The organism is Olsenella sp. Marseille-P4559 (assembly GCF_900605015.1).
In the GTDB taxonomy this organism is placed as follows: Bacteria; Actinomycetota; Coriobacteriia; order Coriobacteriales; family Atopobiaceae; genus Tractidigestivibacter.
The window spans coordinates 521271-543665 of record NZ_LR027574.1 but is presented as its reverse complement, the minus strand read 5'-3'; the positions used below and the strand labels follow the sequence as shown (position 1 = coordinate 543665).

The window sequence follows — 22395 nt, the reverse complement described above, 5'->3', positions numbered from 1 at the left end:
GGGGTTCTCATGAGGGTTTACGACAGAGATGACCAGCTCGCTTACGAGGAGGAGGCGCTCTCCGAGCACGCCGCAAGGAGCGCGCAGTCACAGGGGAGGGACGTCTACGAGGAGGAGGACTACCTCAGGCCCTGCTACCAGCGCGATCGTGATCGAATCCTCCACTGCAAGAGCTTTAGGAGGCTTGCCAACAAGACCCAGGTCTTTCTCGCGCCCGAGGGCGACCACTACCGCACGCGACTCACACACACGCTTGAGGTCGCGCAGATTGCCCGCACCATCTCGCGCGCGCTAGGGCTGAACGAAGACCTCACGGAGGCCATTGCGCTCGGGCACGACCTTGGGCACACGCCCTTTGGCCACTGCGGCGAGCAGGCCCTCTCGCACGCCATCGCGCGCTATCGAGGCATCGATCCATGTTCCACGGCGGCTCAACACCTCTTCCGACACAACAGGCAGAGCGTGCGGCTAGTCGAGTGTCTCGAGAAGGACGGCCGCGGCCTCAACCTCACCTGGGAGGTTCGGGACGGCATCTTCTGCCACACGGGCTCGAAGCGCGCCCAGACGCTCGAGGGGAGGGTTGTGGCGTGCGCAGACAGGATTGCCTACGTCTGCCACGACATCGACGATGCGGAGCGCGCGGGGCTTCTCACCGAGAACGACCTTCCCCTGGCGCCGCGCGAGCTTCTCGGCGACAGCTCTTCGGGGCGCATCGACACGATGGTGCGAGACATCTGTGCTGGCAGTGCCGAGGCTGGTGACATACGCATGTCGGATGGCGTGTGGGACGCGATGATGCGGCTCCGCTCCTTCCTCTTCGAGTCCCTGTATACCAAAGGCGACGCCAAGGAGGAGGAGCCGAAGGCCTCGCGCATGATCGAGCTTCTGTTCGACTACCTCGTGGTCCACATGGATGAGGTGCCCGAGGAGTATCTCAAGCACGATGCGGACCACCCGGACGTGCAGGTGGCAGACTACGTCTCGGGCATGACCGACCGCTATGCCGTGCGCGTCTTCGAGGACCTCACGGTACCGCGCTCGTGGAAGGGCGTCATGACCCGTGCGCATTGAGGTGGCGGATATCTCTGGCGGACGGTTTTCTGGTAGGCTCTTCACGTTCTGGTTTACGGCTTGGGAGGGTGCATGGCTGGAAAGCACAGTCGCGGCAAAGAGAAGGGCACGGGGCGGGGGCTTCTCGTCGTGGCCTGTGTGTTTGTGGCGCTTGCCGTGGGCGTGTTGGCACTGGCCATGACGGGCAACCTTCGCCCGCTTGTCGAGAGGGTGTTTCCCAATTTGGTGGAAACCACTGCTGGGGAGACCCAGCGGCAGGCAGACGCGCAGGATGCGTCACCTGCGCAGGCTTTGGAGCCCAAGGCGTTTACCGATTACACCTGGGATGAGCTCTCGCAGATCTCGGCAAAGCTCGCCTGTGCTGCTTCAGATGAGGAGGGCATCGAGATTGCCCGTGAGTACAACCTGGCGGACGCCTTTGGGGTTCCCGTCTCGGATGCGCGCGAGGTTGTGCTCGATGACAACACGCTGGCCTACGCGCGAATTGTCGGATTCCGCCATGACCAGCGCGCAGATGGCTCCGGGGTCGCGGGCATCACGCTCATGGTCTCCATGCTTGCCGAGCAGCCCATGGAGTCAGTAAATACAAGCGATGGCGGATGGGAGGCATCGTCGCTTAGGGCCTGGCTCGCTTCCGATGGCCTCGCACTTCTACCGGACGACCTTTCCTCACGCATCGTGAGCGTCTCGAAGCCGACCAACAATACCGGCGTGACCTCTGATGTGGCGTCGGTCACACAGACGGAGGACGCGCTCTGGGCCTTCTCTGCCGTAGAGGTCTGTGGACAGATTACCTGGTTCGAGGATGAGTTTTCCTCCGAGATATCTTATACGGCAGGCCTAGACGAGGTTCTCAACGCCGAGGGCACGCAGTATGCGTATTTCTCGGCAGCAGGTGTGACCGGGGAGACCGGGGGGGCGTCTGGCGCCCTTGCACTAACGTACCGTGGTTCCGCTCGCCCCTGGTGGTACCGTTCTGCGTACCCATTGAACTACGCAGACACCAGCTCGAGCGCGTACTTCTTTAGGGCAAGCGAGACGGGCTACCCATCCTCGGTGGGGCAAGCGAATACTACCTCCGGCGTTGTGGCGGGCTTCTGCCTATAGCGTTGTTCCGGTGTGAGTGGGCTGCCTTGGCGGCATGGCTTTGTATCCGCATTCGCGCCGTTTAGGGATTTCCCGAACGTATGGCAGGTCTAACCGGCGATTTATTATGAGTTGATGGTTATGGCTGAAGATTTCGAACGCTTAACCGTGGCTAAGCATTCGGAAAGCACGGGTTGGGAGTATGCGCGCCCAAGGCGATAGTGCGGGTCACATATGTAGTTCTTGTCCCATCGGGCTCTGTGCTCTATAATTCTCGCTTGTGTGCAAGCCTATGTGCCGTTCGCACGCGCGTCGGCACCTCTGGTCAGAGATGAGGAAGAGCATGGATTACATTCGCGCCATCGAGCGTCAGCAGATTCGTGAGGACATCCCCACGGTCCTGGTTGGCGACAACGTCAAGGTACACTATCGCATCATCGAGGGCGACCGCACCCGTGAGCAGGTCTTCCAGGGTGATGTCATCCGCATGAGCGGCGCTGGCTCCCGCGAGACCTTCACCGTCCGCAAGATTAGCTTTGGCGTTGGCGTGGAGCGCACCTTCCCCCTTCACAGCCCCAAGATTGCCAAGCTCGAGGTTGTCCGTCACGGTGCCGTGCGTCGTGCGAAGCTCTACTACCTGCGCGATCGCGTGGGCAAGGCTGCTCGCATTCCCGAGAAGCGCTAGCGTTTCCCTTTGCCTGTCTTGGAGGGGCTGCCCGCATAGGGTGGCCCCTCTTCGCTATGCATTCGTTCTGCGCTTTGGACGCGGTGTTCGTTGTCTTTGGCTGGAGGAAGTCCCATGGCTAGACCTGCTACCACGGCTCATGAGGTGGCTGCGCTTTTCTCCTCAGCTGATGAAAGCGAGTTTGCCAAACTCGATGCCCGCTATGCCGATGACCCCCGCAAGCAGGTTCAGCATGCGCGCGAGGTGGCAGCAAGAAGGCTGGGACGCGAGCGGGCGGAGCATGAGCGCGTACTGGGCATGTACGCCAAGGCTCGAGAGCTTGGTGGCCCAGGGCTTGTGCTTGGCGTCGACGAGGTTGGTCGCGGGGCCCTCGCCGGTCCCCTCACCGTTGCCGCCGTGGCACTGCCGGACGAGCCGGTTGTGTGGGGCATCAATGATTCCAAGCAGCTGACTCCCACCCAGCGCGAGATCCTCGCCGCGCGGATAGCCGATGTTGCGTTAGCGATTGGCATCGCCCATGTTGAGCCTGCATCCATCGATGCCTTGGGTATGGCCGTTGCCCTGCGCATGGCCATGAGGCGCGCAATTGATGATGCGGACGTCGACGCGGGTGCGGTTCTCATTGACGGCAACCCCGTGCACGTGAGTCCCAGGGAGGTCACACTTGTCAAGGGAGACGCGCGCGTCTCGTGCATTGCGGCTGCGTCCATTGTGGCAAAGGTGACAAGGGATGCCCTGATGGTCTCGCTTGCAGAGGAGTACCCCGGCTACCACCTTGCCGAATGCAAGGGCTATGGGTCTGCCGAGCACATCGCGGCCATCAAGGCGCACGGGCTCACGCCCATTCACCGCGTCTCGTTCTGCGGGAACTTCCTCGAGACACCGCCACTGTTCTAGAGCGGCTCTGGTCCCGAGTCCCCAAAATTCTCCCAACGTGTTTTGATTTTGACACTTAGAGATGGAGCCGGTCACTCCAGGCCCTCTCGCTGGGCGTATTCGCTTCGGCCATTTTGAACCGTCGGCCATCTGAAAGGCATGCGTCCACGCAGCGTCAGAAGCGTGCAAGCGCACGGTGGCATCATCGCTCTCCCGTTTGGTTACGAGAAGGGAGAGCTCGATGGGTAAGTCGGCGTTTGGTACAAGTGGCATATCTGGTTGGCCTGGCGGTGGAGGGTATGCGCATAGCGAGTTCTGCTTTGGGCATATCCCTCGAGACCATGACGATGACGGGCTGGGTTTCGGTGGTGTCGGCGAGACAAAACTCGTCGATTTTGACGAGGGCGATGGTGCCGGATGTGGAGGCAACTCAAGCTCACCGAGGAAGCCTCTTGACGAGTACACGACAAAGGAACTCGGTGCACAGGGTGAACGTATTGCGGCGAGCTTCCTGGCAGACCATGGCTATCGCATCCTGGACATGAACTGGCGGTGCCCAGCCGGCGAGATTGATATTGTCGCCACCATGGACGACCCCGATGAAGGCCTTCGTCGCAGCGCAATCCTCGTTGAGGTGAAGACCAGGCTCGCCTTGGGAGATGAGGCGGATTACGTGCCCGAACTCGCGGTTGACCCTCAGAAGAAGCTCCGCTACCGCATGCTTGGCCTCTACTATCTAGTGCAGCACACCGAGCTTGACTCAGTTCGCTTTGATGTTGTCGCCATCAACATCGTAGGCGAGGGGCAAGCAAAGCTTCGGCACCTTCTCGGTGCGTTCACCTGGGACGACTGATGGGAAGCCCGGATGTGCGCATCCCCACGGCGACGCTGAGAGGAGTCGAGGCTGTTCCCGTGGCCGTTGAGGTGAGCGTCTCGGGCGGCATTCCCGGTCTTTCCATCGTCGGCATGCCAGATGCCTCTGTGCTTGAGGCAAGGTCACGGGTGCGCTGTGCCCTGAAGGCGTGCGGATACAAGATTCCCAGGCTTCACGTGACGGTGAACCTTGCTCCAGCAGAGATTCGCAAGACAGGAACCGCGTTCGACCTCCCCATTGCTGTTGCGGTGCTAGCCGCAACAGGGCAGATTCCGCTTGAGGGTCTCTCCAGGCTGCTCTTCGTTGGCGAGCTTGCGCTTGATGGCGGGGTTTGTCCTCCGAGAGGTGCCGTGGCATATGCGGCACTGGCCGAACGCGGGGGGCTCTCTCTTGTCTGCTCCGAGCAGACACGGCTGCCTTGCGCCCTCTCCACGCAAGCGTTTGGCATTCCTGCCATCTCGCGTCTAAGGGCGGGTGCCAGAGAGCTTCCACCTCTGGGGGCACATGCGCTTGGAGCAGAGCGCCTGGATACGAGCGAAGAGGCCCACGCGCTGGACTTCTCGGACGTTGCCGACCAGGACATCCCAAAGCGGGCCATGGTCATCGCGGCTGCAGGCCGTCATGGGATACTGATGGTGGGACCTCCAGGTGCGGGAAAGACCATGCTTGCGCGCAGGATGCCCACGATCCTGCCGCCGCTCTCGGACACCGAACGCTCCGAGTCCATGCTCATCCACTCGGTTGCAGGCCAGCCCATCGAGCCTCTCGAGCGAGGGGAGCGGCCCTTCCGGGCGCCGCACCACTCGATCTCGGTGGGAGGCCTTGTTGGCGGGGGTAGGCCAGTGATGCCGGGGGAGGTGTCTCTCGCCCACGGAGGCGTGCTCTTCTTAGACGAGCTTCCGGAGTTTGCGACAAACGCATTGCAGTCGCTTCGCCAGCCACTCGAGGACCACGAGGTTCGCATTGTGCGGGTGGACGGAGTCTATGTCTTCCCCTGCGACTTTCAGCTGGTGGCCGCAGCAAACCCCTGCCCCTGCGGACACCTTGGCGACGAGGGGCATGAGTGCACGTGTGCGCCCGCGAGGATCGCCTCATACCAGGGACGCATCGGAGGGCCTCTGATGGACCGCATCGACGTGGCCGTTGATGTTCACCGGCCCGCTTCGACTGACGTAATCCGTGGCTCTGTGGGCGCAAGCTCGGAAGAGATGCTCGATCAAGTCATGTCGGCGCGAGAATTCTCTTCCTGGCGAGAGGCGCGCGACGAGGCACGCCTGGGAGACAGCATCCGCGGAGTTGCACGACTGGGATTCGAGCCTGCAGCACGAACGTTTTTCGAGGAGTCCGCCGAGAGGATGGCGCTTGGCGGTCGCGGAATAGCGCGCGTGGCGCGAGTGGCAAGGACCATTGCCGATCTGGGGGGTCACGAGCTTGTCTCGCGTGATGATGTGGGGGAGGCCCTGCAGTACAGGTCGAGGAGGCAACTATGAGCGGCTTTGCATCCTGCTCAGACAAGCGCTGGGAACTCGAGCCCGAGGATGACGCATATCCGTCAGCGCTCCTCGACCTGGACCCTGCACCCCCTGTGCTCTATGGCAGGGGAGACCCCACCGTGCTCTCGGGCCCCTGCCTTTCTGTCATAGGCGCGAGAAGGGCAACGCCGTATGGCATAGCTGTTGCGGAGATGGCTGGTAGGGTTGCGGCAGAATGTGGAATTGTCGTTGTCTCGGGTGGTGCCATGGGATGCGACTGTGCGGCGGGTCGCGCCGCGCTGGGGGCGGGTGGGAGGACCGTCGTGGTATCGGGGTGCGGAGCAGACCTTGTGTACCCCTCTAGCTCGGTCGATGTCTTTGAGGGGGCCGTGGCGACCGGTGGCGCGGTCATCTCGCTCGAGCGATGGGGCGCACAACCAAGGCGCTACGCCTTCCCCAAACGCAACTCCATCATTGCGGCGCTCTCAAGCTGCCTCTTTGTCACCGAGGCGGGCATGCGTTCGGGTACCATGAGCACGGCAGACGTGGCGGTAGAGCTCGGCCGGAAGGTCTACGGCATTCCGGGCTCGATCTTCTCGCCCCTTTCTGCCGGTACGAATTGGCTCATATCTGAGGGTGCTCGCGTCATCTGCGACGAGGCCTCGCTCGAGGCGGCGATCTCTCTGGACTACGGGCGCCTGCGTTTCACCGACGCCCCCGGAAGGCCCGAGGACATCGGTCGCGTGCTCTCGGCTCTTGTCGCCTCGCCGTCTCGTGCCGACGACCTTGCCGCACGGTTGGGGGAGGGCGTCATCACCGTCCTGAGCGCACTCTCGGACTACGAGGCCGCGGGCGTGGTGACCAAGCTTCCAGATGGAAGATACGCACCGACACGCGAGTTCTATTTGTCGCACAATGGTCCTGCCGCGGCCAAGGGAGACACGGCAGGCGCTGAGGAGGAGCATGGACCAGACAGTTGACGTTGTGGGCGCAGGCCTCGCGGGAAGCGAGTGTGCCCTGGAGCTTGCCGAGAGGGGCGTGAGGGTGAGGCTTCACGAGGAGCGCCCCGTGCGCATGTCGCCAGCCCATCACACCGATCGCTTCGCCGAGCTTGTGTGCTCCAACTCGCTCAAGTCGACCAGGCCCGAGGGTGCCCCGGGTGTGCTCAAGTGGGAGCTCGAGGCCATGGGCTGCCGTCTTCTGCCCATCGCCCGTGATTGTTCGGTTCCCGCTGGAGGGGCCCTGGCGGTTGACCGCGACCGGTTCTCGCAGGCGGTTACCGATACGGTCCTGGCACACCCTCTGATCGAGGTCGTTCGCGAGGAGGTCACGCAGATTCCCGATGGGCCCTCAGTCATTGCCGCTGGCCCCCTCTGCTCGGATGCGCTCTTCGAGGCCATCTCGGCCAAAGTGGGAGCGAGGTCCATGTCCTTCTATGACGCGGCGGCCCCAATCGTCTCCGCCGAGAGCATCGATCGCGCCATCGCCTTCTCCCAGTCGCGCTATGAGGAGGGGAGCACGGGCGACTACCTCAACTGCCCCATGGAACGCGATGAATACGACACCTTCATGGATGCCCTGCTCTCCGCCGAGCGCGTCATCGCGCGTGACTTCGAGCAGACGGACCTCTTCTGCGCCTGCCAGCCCATCGAGGAGGTGGCGCGTACGGGGCATGACTCCCTACGATTTGGGGCTCTGAAGCCTGTGGGCCTCACAGACCCTCGTACGGGCAGGCGACCCTGGGCGGCGGTACAGCTGCGTGCCGAGAACGCCCAGCGCAGCGCCTACAACCTCGTTGGCTTTCAGACGAATCTCACATGGCCTGAGCAGCGTCGGGTCTTCAGAATGATTCCCGGCCTTGGGGAGGCGGAGTTTCTGAGGTACGGCGTCATGCACAGGAACTCGTTCGTTGACTCACCCCATGCCCTTGACTCCACTTTTGCCATCCCTGGGACGAAGACGCGCCTCGCCGGCCAGATCACGGGAACCGAGGGATACGTCGAGGCCATAGCGTCTGGCCTTCTCGCCGCCCTGAACACCTACGCCGACCTAGCAAGACTGCCCCACGCGGAGCTTCCTGTTACGGGAGCCCTGGGCTCGCTTGTCGCCTATGCGACAAACCCCGCAACGGTGGACTACCAGCCCATGCACGTCAACTTTGGGCTGGTTCCACCCCTGGAGAACGCCCCGAGGAGAAAGGATGACCGCAGGCGTCTCATGGCCGAGCGCGCCCGCACCGACATGGCCGCGTTTGTGGAGGAGAGAAGCGACCTCTTTGCCAGCGCTAGGCGAGGCGTGGAGCAATGAGCCCCTATCATCGGGAGGGTGGCTCTGCTTCGGGCCCGTCCAGGCGTGAGGCGTCTTTGGGCGCAAGCGTGCTCGCAAAAGAACGTCGTGACTTTCTCGCCTATCTTGGATGGGTCCGGGGCCTTTCCGAGAACACCGTACGAGCCTATCGGGCAGACCTCGCCTCGTTTGCCTCCTGGGCCGAGCGCGAGGGAGTGGATCCGCTGTGCGCAACCCACCGCGAGCTACGCGGCTACCTTGCCGACCTTACCCGCGGTGGCTACACCGTGCGTACCGTGGACAGGCATCTCTCGGCGGTGCGCGACTTCTACGGGTGGATGCTTAGGGATGGGACCTGCTCGATCGATCCCGCGGCGGCACTCGCTACGCCAAAGGGGGAGCGCCACCTTCCCAAGACGATGTCGGATGAGGACGTGCAAAAGCTCCTTGCCACGTGCGACCCTTCTACGGCGACGGGCCTGAGGGATCGCGCATTCCTCGAGCTTCTCTACGCGTCGGGTGCCCGCATCTCCGAGGTGTCTCGCCTCAACGTCCCCTCGATTGATTTTGGCCGGGCCCAAGCCACGCTCTTTGGCAAGGGCTCCAAGGAGCGCATTGTGCCACTGTATGGCGTTGCCCTCGACTGGCTGCGGCGCTACCTCGACGAGGCCCGCCAGGGGCTTGCCTCGCTTGCCAAGCGCACGCCACCAGAAGGTCCCGCCGGGGCGCTTTTCCTCTCGACCAGGGGAAGGCGCATGAGTGCGGACGCCTTGCGCACCGCATTCGAGGCGCACGTGCGCCTTGCAGGGCTTGACCCAACGCTCACGCCGCACGCCATGCGCCACACGTACGCCACCGAGCTTGTCGCGGGAGGAGCGGACCTGAGGAGCGTTCAGGAGCTCCTGGGACACGAGAGCCTCTCGACCACGCAGGTCTACACGCACCTCTCGGTGGACCGGCTGAAGGACGCGACCCGCCATGCACATCCGAGGGCGCAGTGAAGCACTCCTGCTTTGGGCCCAAGCCGCTCAAATCAAGGTGAAACGGTGAACCCGCGCGCACCGGGTCCGCCGCTTGCCCCTGTTGCCTTTTCCCTGCTATACTTCTCAGTCGCTGTGCAGATGCCCAGCATGTCGCTGCCAGGCGGCAACAACACACACGCACGACGACCCGAAGGCCGTGGTGCCCCGGGCTCTAAGCCAGGCCAGGGGTGGTACTTCGGGGATGACATCGCGCGGAGGACCAACCAATGGAGGTCAAACATGGCTGCTAAGGTTACCATCCAGACCCTTCTCGACGCAGGCTGCCACTACGGTCACCAGACCCGCCGCTGGAACCCCAAGATGAAGCCCTACATCTTTGGCGAGCGCAACGGCATCTACATCCTCGACCTCAAGCAGACCCTGTTTGATGCCGACAAGGCCTACACCTTCCTGCGTGAGACCGCTGCCAAGGGCGGCAAGGTCCTCTTCGTGGGCACCAAGAAGCAGGCCCAGGAGCCCGTCCAGACCCAGGCAGAGCGTGCCCACATGCCCTACATCAACCAGCGTTGGCTTGGCGGCATGCTCACCAACTTCGTGACCATGCGCTCCCGCATCGCCCGCATGGAGGAGCTCGAGGCCATGGTCGAGGATGGCCGCATGAGCGCCCTCCCCAAGAAGGAGCAGGCGCTTCTCACCAAGGAGCTCGACAAGCTCCAGAAGAACCTCGGCGGCGTCCGCGACATGACCTCGCTTCCCCAGGCCATCTTCGTCGTTGACACCAAGCGCGAGGAGATTGCCGTCCGTGAGGCCAACCGCCTGCACATCCCCGTCGTCGGGCTTCTCGACACCAACTCCGACCCCGACGTCATCGACTACGGCGTGCCCGCAAACGATGACGCCATCCGTTCCGTCTCCCTTATGTGCGAGCTTGCGGCTGACGCCGTGCTGGCCGGCACCGGTGAGACCCAGGTGACCGCTGAGGAGATGCAGACCGGCGAGGCTTCCGCGCCCGTCGCAACCGAGGAGGCCGCCGCCCCCGCCCCCGAGGCCCCTGCGGCTGAGTAGGTCACGCCCACCGCACAACCGACACGCTCACCAATACTTCTGGAGGTTCACATGGCACAGATTACTGCCGCCCTCGTCAAGCAGCTCCGCGAGATGACTGACTCCCCGATGATGGAGTGCAAGAAGGCCCTCGTCGAGGCCGATGGCGACCTTGACAAGGCCGTCGACGTCCTCCGCAAGATGGGTCTTGCCAAGGCCGTCAAGCGCGCCGGCCGCGAGACCAACGAGGGCACCATTGCCGTTTACGTCTCCGATGACGCCAAGGTCGCCGCTATAGTCGAGCTCACCTGCGAGACCGACTTCGTGGGCACCAACGGCAAGTTCAAGGACTTCGCCCACGCGATTGCCGAGGTTGTCGCCAAGAGCAACCCCTCCGACGTCGATGCCCTCAAGGCTTGCCCCATGGGTCAGGGCACCGTCGAGTCCGAGCTTACCGAGATGATCCACGTCATCGGCGAGAACATGAAGATCAACCGCTTCGGGCGTCTCACCGCCGAGAATGGTGCCATCGGCTGCTACATCCACCACGACGGCAAGCACGCCGACATGGTGAGCTTCTCCTTCTCCAAGCCCGAGACCGCTTCCGCCGACGAGTTCAAGACCTTCGCGCATGACGTTGCCATGCAGGTCGTTGCTTCCAACCCCGTCTCCGCCGTGCGCGAGGATGTCCCCCAGGACGTTATTGACCACGAGATGGGCATCTACAAGGCTCAGGCCGCCGAGTCCGGCAAGCCCGAGGCCATCCAGGAGAGGATTGCCCTCGGCAAGCTCGAGAAGTTCTACAAGGAGAGCGTCCTCACCGAGCAGGTCTTCGTGAAGGATTCCAACGAGACCATCTCCTCCCTTGCCAAGAAGGTCTCCAAGGACCTTGGCGACGACATCAAGGTTGTTACTTTCGTCCGATTCAACTTCGGCGAGTGACACAAACCCTGGTTCATACAGAGTTCTCCATCGAGCCCCGTCAGGCGTAGGCCTGATGGGGCGTTTTCTTGTCTTGTCCGCAGGCTTAGGTAGATGAAATGTCCTCCGTATGCAGAGACCCTACACTCGCCGAGGGCGCACGGGAGCAACCTTGGAGCTCTGATAGAATCGACAGGGTTACGGTTAAGGCGAAGGGCTGCCGTGACGTTACTATGAATGGAGGATTGCTTGTCGACCTACAAGTACCAGCGCGTTCTTCTGAAGCTTTCCGGTGAGGCCCTCATGGGCGACCAGGCCTTCGGCATCGACCCTAAGGTACCGCAAAGGCTCGCCGAGGAAATCAAGCCCGTGTGGGAGGACGGTGTCCAGATTGCCGTCGTCGTGGGCGGTGGCAACATCTTCCGAGGCATCCAAGGCGCGGCTGCAGGCATGGACCGCGCGCAGGGTGACAACATGGGCATGCTCGCAACGGTCATCAATGCCCTATCGCTGCAGGACTGCTTCGAGCGCAACGGCATGGACTGCCGCGTCATGAGCGCAATCGAGATGCACCAGGTATGCGAGACCTATATCCGCCGCCGCGCGATAAGGCACCTCGAGAAGGGTCGCGTCGTTATTTTTGCCGCAGGCACCGGCAATCCCTACTTCACGACCGATACCGCCGCTGCCCTCCGCGCCTGCGAGGTGGGCGCTGAGGTTTTGATGAAAGCCACCAAGGTCGACGGCATCTACGACGCCGACCCCGTCTCTCATCCGGAGGCCATCAAGTTCGATACCATTACCTACAAGGAGGTCCTCGCCCGCGACCTCAGGGTAATGGATGCCACGGCAACCGCCCTTTGCCATGACAACAAGATGCCTATCATGGTCTTTGACATGGACCAGGATGGGATCTTCATGAAAGCCCTCGTGGGCGAGAACGTGGGCACCACCGTCATCGAGGAGGAGTAAGCATGAGCCAGTACACCGATAAGGCAAAGCAGCACATGGACAAGTGCCTGGAAGCCCTCCAGACGAACTTCTCCCGCGTCCGCACCGGTCGCGCCAACCCACGCATCCTCGACCCCATCAAGGTCGACTACTACGGTCAGCCCACGCCCATCACGCAACTTGCTGGCGTGAAGGTGCCCGAGGCCTCGATGATGGTCATCGAGCCGTGGGACAAGAGTGCCCTCAGGAGCATCGAGAAGGCCATCGAGGCGTCTGACCTTGGTATCACTCCGTCCAATGACGGTGTCACCATCCGCCTGCCGTTCCCCAAGCCCACCGAGGAGCGTCGCCGCGAGCTCGCCCGAGAGTGCAAGGACATCGCCGAGGAGGCTCGCATCTCCATCCGCAACGTCCGCCGTGACACCAACAACAAGCTCGACCGTGACGAGGAGCTCTCCGAGGACGAGGTCTCCCGCGAGAAGAAGGCGGTCCAGAAGCTCACGGATGACTACGTCAAGCGCGTCGATGCCATGCTCAAGGAGAAGACCGCCGAGGTCATGGAGATCTAGGTGCGGGCAGACGAGAAGAAGCTCGGGGAATACTACGCCAACCCTCCCGAGGACATAAGCCTTGCCAACGTTGACCTGGGGCGCATTCCCCGTCACGTGTCCATCATCATGGATGGCAACGGACGCTGGGCGCAGGCTCGGGGGCTCGATCGCTCTGAGGGTCACGTGGCCGGTGTCGACTCTCTGCGCGAGGCAGTTACCACGAGCGTGAGGCTCGGTCTGGACGTGCTCTCGGTCTATGCGTTCTCGACCGAGAACTGGTGCCGCCCTCAGCACGAGGTAAATCTCCTTATGCACCTCTTCGCGACCACGCTCTTAAACGAGCTTCCGCTCTTTCACCAGGAAAACGTTCGCCTGCGCTTCTTTGGCGATATCGATGCCCTGCCCACAGAGACCGCAGAGGCGTTCCATGAGGGCCTTCGCGAGACAGCCGACCATACCGGCATGACCTTCGCCTTGGCTGTGAACTACGGGTCGCGTGCCGAGATTGCCCGCGCCGCCCGTGAGGTGGCCCAAGATGTAGCGCTGGGAACGCTGCGCTCCGAGGACATTGACGAGAAGGCCATCTCCTCTCGTCTCTATACGGCTGACCTTCCAGACCCGGAGCTTCTCATCCGCACGTCAGGCGAGATGCGCCTTTCGAACTATCTGCTCTGGCAGCTTGCCTACACCGAGTTCTATGTGACCCCCGTCATGTGGCCCGACTTCTCGCGATGGGACTTCCTGCGTGCGGTCCGTGCGTTCCAGGGGCGCCACCGTAGGTTTGGGGGTGTCGTGGAGCATTGAGCGAGAAGGGTCCCGAGAGGCCGCAGGACCAGCGCGAGAGCGTCGGCATCGACCGCCACATAGACAAGCTCGAGGACAGGCGCGATGCCAAGGAGGAGCGCCGTACTGCGGGTGCGCTTGTGGGACAGCGCGCGCGGGGATGGACGGAGCGGCTCCTTACACGCACCACGTCGGGTGCCATCTATGCCATTGTCGTTCTCGTCTGCCTGTACCTTGGACCCCTTGCCACCACACTCATGATCAGTGCCATGGCATGGCTCTGCTGCTCGGAGTTCTTCCGCATTGCCCGCATGGGTGGTCGCATGCCCAACGAGGTCGTGGGACTTGGTGCGGCCGTCCTCTTCCCGCTCGCAGCGTACGCGACCGGCCTCCGCGGGCTTGTCATCGTCGCCTTCCTGCTCCTGGCCGTTTGCGCCGCCTGGTACGTGTTTACGCCCCGCGCGAACGTGGCCGATGTTGCCATCACGGTCTTTGGCCCTCTTTACACCTCGCTCGCCTTCTCGAGCCTGGTTCTCATCCGCGTTGTGGATACGGGCTTCACGGGTGCGACGCTTACCTTCGGCGTCATGTCCTCGATCTGGGCCAATGACGCGTTTGCCTATGCCGTGGGTTCCAGGTTTGGCATCCACAAGCTTGCCCCTCGCATCTCCCCACGCAAGAGCTGGGAGGGGTTCTACGGCGGCATCATAGCCTCGGTTTTCATCTGGGGTGCCTTGGCCGCCTTTGGCATTGCGGGCCTCGACATGCCCCGTGCAGTCTTGGGTGGACTTCTTGTGGGCATCGCCGGTGTCATCGGAGACCTCTTCGAGTCTCGCCTCAAGCGAGGCGTGGGCGTCAAGGACTCCGGCAACCTCATGCCGGGCCACGGCGGACTTCTCGACAGGTCTGACTCCATGCTCTTTGGCAGCATGGCAGCATACTTCGTACTCTTCTTTGGGGGAATCCTATGAGTTTGTTCCCGTCCCCGGACAAGCGCCCCATGCGCCCCGAGGTGCTTAGGGTCGCCATCCTGGGGTGCTCGGGCTCCATTGGCAAGCAGACGCTTGACGTGTGCCGCCAGCACCCTGACCGCCTCAAAGTCGTTGCCCTGTCGGTAAGCTCGTCGTGCAAGGCGCTTGTTTCCGCCGCGAGGGAGCTTGGCGCTACGCACCTGGCCGTTGCGGACGCCTCGCACAGGGGAGACCCGGCCCTTGCCGAGCTTCCCGAGGGGTGCGAGGTGGGCTTTGGCCCCCAAGCGGTAACCGGGCTTGCCGAGCTTTCCGACGTAGACTGCGTGGTCAACGCCGTGGTGGGGGAGGCTGGCATGGCTGCCGGCTATGCCGCCCTGGCTGCCGACAAGATTCTTGCCTATGCAAACAAGGAGTCCATCGTCGTTGCCGGCGACCTTCTCATGCCGCTTGCCAAACCGGGCAGGCTCATCCCCGTCGATTCTGAGCACAGCGCCATCTTCCAGTGCCTCGTTGGTGAGCGGGAGTCTGACCTTGTACGCATTTGGCTCACCTGCTCGGGTGGTCCCTTCTACGGCATGACGAGAGAGGGGCTCGAACGCGTGACCCCCGCAGCCGCCCTTGTGCACCCCACCTGGAGCATGGGCGCCAAGATCACCATCGACAGCGCAACCCTTACCAACAAGGGCTTGGAGGTCATCGAGGCGCACCACCTCTTTGGCATGGGCGTCGACGACATCCAGGTGCTCATCCAGCGCCAGAGCCGCATCCACTCGATGGTCGAGTTTGCAGATGGCTCGGTTAAGGCGCAGCTTGGCCCCTCGGACATGCACATCCCCATCCAGTACGCATTGAGCTTCCCCGAGCGTTGGTGTGCACCCACCAAGCCCGTCGATTGGTGCCAGGAGGTTCCCATTACCTTTGGCGAGGCTGACGAGAGGACCTTCGGCTGCCTGGCGCTCGTCAAGGAGGCCGGGCGCATCGCGGGCACGATGCCGTGCGCTGCCAATGCGGCCAACGAGGTTGCCAATGCGGCGTTCCGCGCAGGCGAGTGCGGCTTCCTCGATATCGAGCGCGTCATCTCTCGGGTCATGGAGCAGACCACATCCGTGCCCGTCGATAGCCTGGAGCAGCTTTCTGAGGTCGATGCCCGATCGCGTGACCTTGCACGCAAGCTAGTGAGGGAGGCCCGCTCATGATAGGGGTCGTCTCTGCAATCTTCTGGGGCGTTATCGTCCTCTCGCTTCTTGTCTTTGTGCATGAGGGCGGCCACTACCTTGCGGCTCGTGTCTGCGGCGTACGCGTGACCGAGTTCTTCCTGGGAATGCCCTGCCGGTTCAAGCTCTCGAGGAAGAGCAAGGGCCACGGGACTGAGGTTGGCGTGACGCCCATCCTGCTTGGTGGCTACACGCGCATCTGTGGCATGGAGAACACCACCGATGAGCTTCTGGCGCCTGCCCTTATGATCGTCCAGCGCGCCGGCAGAATCTCTGTTGCCGACCTGGCCGCCAAGCTCGGCTGCGATATGGACAGGGCGTATGGCCTTCTTGCCACGCTTACGGACTGGGCCGCCGTGAAGCCCCACTACGACCCGGCGCTTGGCGAGCGTGAGGGCCAGTCCGACTGGCCGGCGAGCTTCGAGACCCTCCGCCGTGATGGCGCCCTGCTCACCGAGTACGATCGCGGACACGACTTCTCTTTGGCTGGGACCACCGCCTATGGCGAGCCACGCGATCCCGGCATGGATGCCGAGGAGTTTCTCGCCCACGAGCGCTCGCGCACCTACCTGGGATGCGGCTTCTGGCGCCGCTGCGCGATGCTCCTTGCTGGTCCTCTCGTGAACCTGCTCTTGGCGCTCGTGGTTGTCGCGGGCTCCTTCATGGTCACAGGCATCCAGGTTGCCTCCAACGAGCCCGTAATCGGGAGCGTTACGGCGGACTCGTTCGCCGAGGCAGCCGGGCTTGAGGCCGGAGACCGCATCACCGCTGTGGACGGCCAGTCGGTCTCGACCTACGAGGGCCTCGTCTCGGCGATCAAGTCCTACCTCTCCTCGGGAACCGATTTCACGATCGACTACGAGCGCGACGGCGTTCGATACGAGACCACCGTTGACCTTGTCGACGGCCAGGCTGCTGAGTATCTGGGCATCACCAATGACGTCGTCACATACTACCCCTCGCTGGGCCAGTCGCTTCGTGCTTCGGTTGCATATGGGGGCCTTGTGGCGGAGTATGCGGCGAAGCTCATCGTTCCCACCCACACGATGGAGGTGCTTGACCAGTCCAGCTCGGTGGTGGGCATCTCGGTCATGGCCTCTGAGGCGGCGTCGGCTGGCGTGCCTACGCTTGTCTTCTTCATGGGTGCCATCTCGATGTCGCTCGGCTTCATGAACCTGCTCCCCATCCCGCCGCTTGACGGCGGGAAGATTCTCATCGAGGTCATCCAGGCAATCTCCAAGCGGCAGGTCTCCGCCCGCACCCAGAGCATCGTGAGCTATGTGGGCCTCGCTTTCTTCCTCTTCGTCTTTGTCGTTGCCATGAGAAACGACATCCTCAACTTTGTGATTGGCGGCTAACCATGCAGCTTGATGAGAAGGCCCTCCCACGCGAGCTCACGCGTCGCATCATGGTGGGAGACGTTCCCGTTGGCGGCGGAGCGCCCGTCTCGGTGCAATCGATGTGCACCACCAGGACCGCAGATGCTGCCGCCACGCTCGCCCAGATCGACAAGCTTGCCAAGGCCGGCTGCGAGATCATCCGTGTGGCCGTCCCCGACGCGGCGTCGCTCGACGGCTTCGAGCACATCTGCGCGGAGTCCCCGCTGCCCGTTGTTGCAGACATCCACTTTGACTATCGGCTTGCCCTGGGGGCTGCGGCCCGCGGCGCCGCGGCGCTCCGCGTGAATCCAGGAAACATCGGCTCCTGGGAGCGCGTTGACGCGGTGATTGATGCCTGCGGCGAGGCGGGCATTCCCATACGCATTGGCGTTAACGCCGGCTCTCTCGACGATAAGGTTGCCACCCGGCAGGACCTTACGCTTCCCGAGAAGCTCGTTGCCTCGGCACGGGGATTTGTCGAGCACTTCCGCGACCGCGGCTTTCTCGACATCGTGCTCTCTGCCAAGGCTCACAGCGTTCCCACCACGCTGGCCACCTACCGCGCGCTCTCGGAGGCGCTGCCCGACGTGCCTCTCCACGTAGGCGTTACCGAGGCTGGAACGCTTAGGCAGGGCACGGTCAAGAATGCGGCAGGCGTGGGCATCCTCCTTGAGAAGGGGATTGGCGACACCATGCGCCTCTCGCTCACGGCAGACCCCGTCGAGGAGGTGGGTGTGGCATGGGAGCTCCTCTCGGCGCTCGGCATGCGCCGTCGCTTCCCAGAGCTTGTGAGCTGTCCCACCTGCGGGCGATGCCAGGTCGACATGATCCCCATTGCCGAGGAGGTTGGCGAGCGCCTGTCTGGCGTCAAGGCGCCTATCTCGGTGGCCGTTATGGGATGTGTGGTGAACGGCCCCGGCGAGGCTTCCGATGCGGACCTTGGCGTTGCGTGTGGCCGCGGACAGGCGATGCTCTTCGAGAGTGGAAAGCCCTTGCGCAAAGTGGCTGCTGACAAAATCGTGGACGAACTCATGGCCGAGATTGCGCGTCGTTTCCCCGGCGCCTTTGATGCCTGATCGGCCGTAGAATTGCATGGTGCCGCTTATGGCGCATGATGCCCGGCCGCGGTGCCGGGGGAGAGGACTCTCACCGTGAAAACGTATGCAAGGATGACCGGGCTCTACGCGCCTACGCTTAAGGAGGACCCTGCCGAGGCGGAGCTTGCCAGCCACCGACTCCTGCTCCGAGCGGGCATGATTCGCAGGTCTGCATCGGGGCTCTACAGCTATCTGCCGCTTGCGTGGCGCTCGCTCTTGAAGATCGAGGCCATCATCCGCGACGAGATGGAGGGCATTGGCGCCCAAGAGATGCTCGTGCCCATCCTCACCGATGGCGAGCTCTGGCGCCAGTCGGGCCGTTGGAGCGCCTACGGTCCTGAGCTCATGCGGCTGACCGACCGCCACGAACGCGAGTTTGCGCTGGGTCCCACGCACGAGGAGTCCTTTACCGACTTGGTCCGTCACGAGCTTCGCAGCTACAAGCAGCTTCCTGTGACGCTCTACCAGATTCAGGACAAGTTCCGCGACGAGCTTCGCCCCCGCTTTGGGCTCATGCGTGGCCGCGAGTTCATCATGAAGGACGCCTACTCCTTTGATGCGGACGTGGAAGGCATGCAGCGCTCCTACAACGACGAGAAGGGCGCCTATGCGCGTATCTGCGAGCGGGTGAGGCTGCGGGCGCTTCCCGTGGCAGCAGATTCTGGCCAGATTGGCGGCGACACGTCCGTGGAGTTCATGGCCTTGGCCGATGCTGGCGAGGCCGAGATCGCCTACTGTGACGAGTGCGGCTTTGCAGCAGATACCGAGGCGGCAGCCGCACCGGTCCAGCTCGAGGAGGGTGAGCGGGGCGAGCTTCAGAAGCTCGAGACGCCAGGATGCGGCACCATCGCGGAGCTGGCGGCATTCCTGCACGTTCCCGAGAGCGCTACACGCAAGGCGCTGGCGCTCGTAGATGGCGACGGGAGCCCGGCCGTCTGCTTTGTTCCCGGCGACCACGACATGAACGACGTGAAGGCCGAACACGCCTTTGGTGCGTATCACATGATGACCGAGGAGGAACTCGCGCAGTTTGGGCTGGTCAAGGGCTTTATTGGGCCCATTGGCCTCCCCGAGGGGGTGCGCGCGTGCTTTGACGTGTCGCTACGTGACTCCCAATGGTGGATCATCGGTGCCAACGAGGAGGGCTTCCACTGCGTGCACGCCAAGCCCGGCCGTGACTTCCAGATTGCCGATGCAGAGTGGGTGGACGTGATCTCTGCCAAAGCTGGAGACCTCTGTCCCAAGTGCGGAAAGCCCCTCTCCATGGCGCGCGGCATTGAGGTGGGCCAGGTGTTCCAGCTCGGCACCAAGTACTCCGAATCCATGGGAGCCACCTACACCGACCCCGATGGCACGGAGCGCCTGCTCCAGATGGGTTGCTACGGCATAGGCGTCTCTCGCATGCTTGCCGCCGTGGTCGAGCAGCACCACGATGAGCATGGCATCTCGTTCCCCGTGGCCGTGGCTCCGTACGAGGTGGAGGTTGTGCCCCTTGACGTGTGCGATGACGTGGTGTGGCCTGTGGCCGATAGGATTGCCGCTGGACTCGTTGAGAGGGGCGTGGAGGTCGTCGTGGACGATCGCAAGGAGCGCCCGGGTGTCAAGTTTGCCGATGCGGACCTCATGGGCTTCCCGTATCAGGTCGTCTGCGGCAAGAAGGCCATCAAGAACGGAAACGTCGAACTCAAGGTGCGTGCGACGGGCGAGCGGACCGAGGTCCACATCGACGAGGTGGCATCGGTTCTCTCGGCACGCGTTGCCTCTGAGCGCGCGTGAGCTCTTGTCTTTAGCAGCATGTGGGCCGCAGAACAACCGCGGCCCCTTTCGCATTTGGGGGAGCACCATGGGTGGCATGAGCTACGTAGAGTTGGCGGAGGCGGCGCACGGGCAGATGGGAGCCTGCAAGGCATGCCCCATCTGTGATGGGAGGGCCTGCAAAAACCACATTCCGGGACCAGGTGCCAAGGGTACGGGGATGGTGGCCATCCGCAACTACGAGGCCTGGCAGTCGGTGATGGTGCACATGGATACGATTCACGAGCCATTTGTCCCAGACACCTCAGTGACGCTCTTCGACCGGCAGCTATCCCTTCCCGTAATGGTGGGCCCGCTCGGTGACGTGAACCTCCACTACGGCCCCAAGTACACCATGGACTCTTATAACGACGTCATGCTCCGGGCGGCGGCAGGAGCGGGCACGCTGGGCTGGACGGGCGACGGTCTCGCCGCGTCATTGCACGAGGGGGCCTGTCGTGCCATTTCCGGCCTTGATGGATGTGGCATATGCACCATCAAGCCCTGGTCTAGAGATGTGGTGCGGGACAAGCTGAAACTTGCACTGGCTGCCCGTCCTGCGGCCGTGGCTATGGACATCGACGGGGCCGGTCTGCCCTTCCTCAAGGGGCAACAGCCGCCTGCTGGGACCAAGGGCGTCTCGCAGCTGCGGGAGATCGCCAAAGCGTGCCACGCGGCGGATACCCCCTTTGTCCTCAAGGGGATCATGACCGAGCGGGGTGCCGAGAAGGCACTCAAGGCCGGAGCCGACGGCATCGTGGTCTCCAATCACGGTGGACGTGTGCAGGATGGCGTCGAGGCCACAGCAACCGTGCTTCCCGAGATTGCGCGGGCCGTCGGGGAGGAGCTCATCGTGCTAGTCGACGGCGGTATTCGCACCGGTATCGACGTCTTCCGCGCGCTTGCCCTTGGCGCGAGCGCGGTCCTCATGTGCCGGCCGTTCGTGGTGGCCATGTACGGTGGGGGAGAGCGGGGTGTGCGCGATTATCTCGCCCAGCTTCGGGGCGAGCTTTCGAACACGATGGAGATGTGCGGTGCCGAGACCGTTGCCGACATCACTGACGGCATGGTGAGCTGGTAGGGGCTGACTGGAAGGCGCGCGGCGACCGAAAATCCGGGTTGTGCGTACGCACAACCTGCGACTTCTGCCATTTGCACCTCTGAAAGGGTCTCGGGTGGCGGCAATCCGGGGTCGTGCGTACACACAACCCTCAGCTGTTGACAGGCACCTCTCACCCAACTCGGGAAACGTAGGCAGGCTGGCGAGAAGTGGCGTTCGTGCGTACGCACGACCGGTTATTCTCGCCAGCAGGCACAGCCTAGGGAGTGCTTCCCATGTCTTCCGCAAAAGACCTTCGGCAAGGTTTGGACGGAAGGCCGTCCGAAGCCCCGCAAATGGCCTCTTCTTGTCCTCTCGACGATCACCGGCTTTTTCAAAATAGTTGTTGACCAATGAATCTCATCTGGTATAGTAATTCCCGCACCAACCCATGGGGAATTAGCTCAGTTGGGAGAGCGCGTGACTGGCAGTCACGAGGTCAGGGGTTCGAACCCCCTATTCTCCACCATGCATTCAGGGCGGCGGCGTTTGCCGTCGCCCTTTTTCGTACGGGCTCATGGCGCAACGGTTAGCGCAGGGGACTCATAATCCCTGGGTTGTAGGTTCGAATCCTACTGGGCCCACCATGAACATTTCCAGGTCACAGCCATTGCGGCTGTGACCTGGTTTCGTTTTATCGACCTTGGGTTGCAAGCCTGGTCGGTTACCCTTGGTTCTCTATTGGGTATACAAGCCACGTTTGGTCACCAAGCCAAGGGTACGGCTTGCATCGTCGAACAGGGGTGGGACATGTCTCCAGAAGCTAAGCGGCTCAAGGTCTCGGGAATAGTTGCGTTTGTCGCAGGATGCGCCTGCGTTGTTGCGGGTATCGTGCTCGCAGTCCTTGGCATCGATATCACAGACCTCTTCGTTGTCCTTGCCTCGGCGTTCGCGATCCTCGTGGGTGCGCGCGGAGCGAGAGTCGCAAATGTTCCCTCAGGCGCGCCAAAGCTCATGGGTCCATCTGCTGGTGCCACGGTTGTCGCCGGGGCTCTCTGCGCTGGTGATGTTACGTTTGCCGACGGCCAGATTGCGCCAGTCGTGGTCGGCGTGATTGCCTTTGTCCTTGCGCTTCTCGTCACTATCGCCACGGCGGCCGTAAAGAAGAGCGTCGAGAGGGTCTAGGCGCCTAGGGACCAGACTGCGACCAGTGCAGCCACCCTGCATGGCGGTCTCGCTCCCTGTCATGCTGGTTATGGACGGCACAGCCAAGATTTCCTGCCTGAAAAGTGTCATAAGCATTTGGACTACTTTGCCA

21 protein-coding genes and 2 tRNA genes are annotated in these 22395 nt (G+C 62.8%); all 23 read left to right on the top strand.

The genetic code is table 11. From position 1 onward, the window contains the following. The first annotated feature begins 9 nt into the window (after window positions 1–9). The 23 genes from E0E00_RS08665 to E0E00_RS08555 all read left to right on the top strand — a co-directional run bounded on the left by E0E00_RS08665 (window position 10) and on the right by E0E00_RS08555 (window position 22262). On the top strand, window positions 10–1071 hold the full coding sequence (locus tag E0E00_RS08665) for a deoxyguanosinetriphosphate triphosphohydrolase (protein ID WP_130812132.1): 1062 nt from the start codon (window positions 10–12) through the stop codon (window positions 1069–1071). A 72-nt stretch (window positions 1072–1143) separates the two neighbouring features. Then, entirely contained in the window at window positions 1144–2178 is a 1035-nt protein-coding gene (locus tag E0E00_RS08660) for a DUF6273 domain-containing protein (protein ID WP_130812131.1), read from the top strand. A 322-nt stretch (window positions 2179–2500) separates the two neighbouring features. Continuing rightward, window positions 2501–2842, top strand: a complete 342-nt coding sequence (gene rplS, locus E0E00_RS08655) for a 50S ribosomal protein L19 (RefSeq protein ID WP_130812130.1) — start codon at window positions 2501–2503, stop codon at window positions 2840–2842. Between the two features lie 114 nt (window positions 2843–2956). Continuing rightward, window positions 2957–3739, top strand: coding sequence for a ribonuclease HII (locus E0E00_RS08650; RefSeq protein ID WP_130812129.1), 783 nt, complete (start codon window positions 2957–2959; stop codon window positions 3737–3739). A gap of 220 nt (window positions 3740–3959) precedes the next feature. Continuing rightward, a complete protein-coding gene (locus E0E00_RS08645) occupies window positions 3960–4571 on the top strand; it encodes a YraN family protein (RefSeq protein ID WP_130812128.1) in 612 nt (203 codons plus the stop codon). Next, complete coding sequence (locus tag E0E00_RS08640) at window positions 4571–6082, top strand: YifB family Mg chelatase-like AAA ATPase (RefSeq protein ID WP_130812127.1); 1512 nt, start codon at window positions 4571–4573, stop codon at window positions 6080–6082. The genes E0E00_RS08645 and E0E00_RS08640 overlap by 1 nt, the downstream gene beginning before the upstream one ends. Further along, window positions 6079–7044 carry a DNA-processing protein DprA gene (locus E0E00_RS08635; protein ID WP_130812126.1) on the top strand — a complete coding sequence of 322 codons (966 nt, stop codon included), beginning with the start codon at window positions 6079–6081 and terminating at the stop codon, window positions 7042–7044. The genes E0E00_RS08640 and E0E00_RS08635 overlap by 4 nt, the downstream gene beginning before the upstream one ends. Then, entirely contained in the window at window positions 7028–8371 is a 1344-nt protein-coding gene (gene trmFO, locus E0E00_RS08630) for a methylenetetrahydrofolate--tRNA-(uracil(54)-C(5))-methyltransferase (FADH(2)-oxidizing) TrmFO (RefSeq protein ID WP_130812125.1), read from the top strand. Before E0E00_RS08635 ends, trmFO begins: the two co-directional genes overlap by 17 nt. Further along, on the top strand, window positions 8368–9351 hold the full coding sequence (locus tag E0E00_RS08625; RefSeq protein ID WP_130812124.1) for a tyrosine recombinase XerC: 984 nt from the start codon (window positions 8368–8370) through the stop codon (window positions 9349–9351). The genes trmFO and E0E00_RS08625 overlap by 4 nt, the downstream gene beginning before the upstream one ends. 261 nt (window positions 9352–9612) lie before the next feature. Further along, window positions 9613–10398: a 30S ribosomal protein S2 gene (gene rpsB / locus E0E00_RS08620; RefSeq protein WP_130812123.1), complete on the top strand. Its 786-nt coding sequence runs from the start codon at window positions 9613–9615 to the stop codon at window positions 10396–10398. A 51-nt stretch (window positions 10399–10449) separates the two neighbouring features. Continuing rightward, window positions 10450–11319: a translation elongation factor Ts gene (gene tsf / locus E0E00_RS08615; protein ID WP_130812122.1), complete on the top strand. Its 870-nt coding sequence runs from the start codon at window positions 10450–10452 to the stop codon at window positions 11317–11319. 228 nt (window positions 11320–11547) lie between these two features. Next, window positions 11548–12270, top strand: coding sequence for a UMP kinase (gene pyrH, locus E0E00_RS08610; protein WP_130812121.1), 723 nt, complete (start codon window positions 11548–11550; stop codon window positions 12268–12270). A 2-nt stretch (window positions 12271–12272) separates the two neighbouring features. Further along, window positions 12273–12818: a ribosome recycling factor gene (frr, locus tag E0E00_RS08605; protein ID WP_130812120.1), complete on the top strand. Its 546-nt coding sequence runs from the start codon at window positions 12273–12275 to the stop codon at window positions 12816–12818. Further along, window positions 12819–13604 (top strand): isoprenyl transferase, encoded by a 786-nt coding sequence (locus E0E00_RS08600; RefSeq protein WP_130812119.1) that lies wholly within the window; start codon window positions 12819–12821, stop codon window positions 13602–13604. It begins immediately after the preceding gene. Further along, window positions 13601–14554 (top strand): phosphatidate cytidylyltransferase, encoded by a 954-nt coding sequence (locus E0E00_RS08595; protein ID WP_130812118.1) that lies wholly within the window; start codon window positions 13601–13603, stop codon window positions 14552–14554. Before E0E00_RS08600 ends, E0E00_RS08595 begins: the two co-directional genes overlap by 4 nt. Continuing rightward, window positions 14551–15750: a 1-deoxy-D-xylulose-5-phosphate reductoisomerase gene (gene dxr, locus E0E00_RS08590; RefSeq protein ID WP_130812117.1), complete on the top strand. Its 1200-nt coding sequence runs from the start codon at window positions 14551–14553 to the stop codon at window positions 15748–15750. The genes E0E00_RS08595 and dxr overlap by 4 nt, the downstream gene beginning before the upstream one ends. Then, the gene (locus tag E0E00_RS08585; protein ID WP_130812116.1) at window positions 15747–17126 is read left to right on the top strand and encodes an RIP metalloprotease; all 1380 of its coding nucleotides are present in this window, start codon (window positions 15747–15749) and stop codon (window positions 17124–17126) included. Before dxr ends, E0E00_RS08585 begins: the two co-directional genes overlap by 4 nt. A gap of 2 nt (window positions 17127–17128) precedes the next feature. After that, window positions 17129–18223 (top strand): flavodoxin-dependent (E)-4-hydroxy-3-methylbut-2-enyl-diphosphate synthase, encoded by a 1095-nt coding sequence (gene ispG, locus E0E00_RS08580; RefSeq protein ID WP_130812115.1) that lies wholly within the window; start codon window positions 17129–17131, stop codon window positions 18221–18223. Between the two features lie 75 nt (window positions 18224–18298). Then, on the top strand, window positions 18299–20020 hold the full coding sequence (locus E0E00_RS08575; protein ID WP_130812114.1) for a proline--tRNA ligase: 1722 nt from the start codon (window positions 18299–18301) through the stop codon (window positions 20018–20020). Window positions 20021–20096: 76 nt separating this feature from the next. Continuing rightward, on the top strand, window positions 20097–21119 hold the full coding sequence (locus E0E00_RS08570; protein ID WP_130812113.1) for an alpha-hydroxy-acid oxidizing protein: 1023 nt from the start codon (window positions 20097–20099) through the stop codon (window positions 21117–21119). A gap of 411 nt (window positions 21120–21530) precedes the next feature. Continuing rightward, window positions 21531–21606, top strand: a tRNA-Ala gene (locus tag E0E00_RS08565). Window positions 21607–21648: 42 nt separating this feature from the next. Continuing rightward, a tRNA-Ile gene (locus E0E00_RS08560) sits at window positions 21649–21724 on the top strand. Between the two features lie 163 nt (window positions 21725–21887). Beyond that, a complete protein-coding gene (locus E0E00_RS08555; RefSeq protein WP_130812112.1) occupies window positions 21888–22262 on the top strand; it encodes a hypothetical protein in 375 nt (124 codons plus the stop codon). Window positions 22263–22395 lie beyond the last annotated feature (133 nt).

Coding starts and splice junctions, on each gene's coding strand:
- E0E00_RS08665 (WP_130812132.1), top strand. CDS start 10: ATGAGGGTTTACGACAGAGATGACCAGCTCGCTTACGAGGAGGAGGCG.
- E0E00_RS08660 (WP_130812131.1), top strand. CDS start 1,144: ATGGCTGGAAAGCACAGTCGCGGCAAAGAGAAGGGCACGGGGCGGGGG.
- rplS (WP_130812130.1), top strand. CDS start 2,501: ATGGATTACATTCGCGCCATCGAGCGTCAGCAGATTCGTGAGGACATC.
- E0E00_RS08650 (WP_130812129.1), top strand. CDS start 2,957: ATGGCTAGACCTGCTACCACGGCTCATGAGGTGGCTGCGCTTTTCTCC.
- E0E00_RS08645 (WP_130812128.1), top strand. CDS start 3,960: ATGGGTAAGTCGGCGTTTGGTACAAGTGGCATATCTGGTTGGCCTGGC.
- E0E00_RS08640 (WP_130812127.1), top strand. CDS start 4,571: ATGGGAAGCCCGGATGTGCGCATCCCCACGGCGACGCTGAGAGGAGTC.
- E0E00_RS08635 (WP_130812126.1), top strand. CDS start 6,079: ATGAGCGGCTTTGCATCCTGCTCAGACAAGCGCTGGGAACTCGAGCCC.
- trmFO (WP_130812125.1), top strand. CDS start 7,028: ATGGACCAGACAGTTGACGTTGTGGGCGCAGGCCTCGCGGGAAGCGAG.
- E0E00_RS08625 (WP_130812124.1), top strand. CDS start 8,368: ATGAGCCCCTATCATCGGGAGGGTGGCTCTGCTTCGGGCCCGTCCAGG.
- rpsB (WP_130812123.1), top strand. CDS start 9,613: ATGGCTGCTAAGGTTACCATCCAGACCCTTCTCGACGCAGGCTGCCAC.
- tsf (WP_130812122.1), top strand. CDS start 10,450: ATGGCACAGATTACTGCCGCCCTCGTCAAGCAGCTCCGCGAGATGACT.
- frr (WP_130812120.1), top strand. CDS start 12,273: ATGAGCCAGTACACCGATAAGGCAAAGCAGCACATGGACAAGTGCCTG.
- dxr (WP_130812117.1), top strand. CDS start 14,551: ATGAGTTTGTTCCCGTCCCCGGACAAGCGCCCCATGCGCCCCGAGGTG.
- E0E00_RS08585 (WP_130812116.1), top strand. CDS start 15,747: ATGATAGGGGTCGTCTCTGCAATCTTCTGGGGCGTTATCGTCCTCTCG.
- ispG (WP_130812115.1), top strand. CDS start 17,129: ATGCAGCTTGATGAGAAGGCCCTCCCACGCGAGCTCACGCGTCGCATC.
- E0E00_RS08570 (WP_130812113.1), top strand. CDS start 20,097: ATGAGCTACGTAGAGTTGGCGGAGGCGGCGCACGGGCAGATGGGAGCC.
- E0E00_RS08555 (WP_130812112.1), top strand. CDS start 21,888: ATGTCTCCAGAAGCTAAGCGGCTCAAGGTCTCGGGAATAGTTGCGTTT.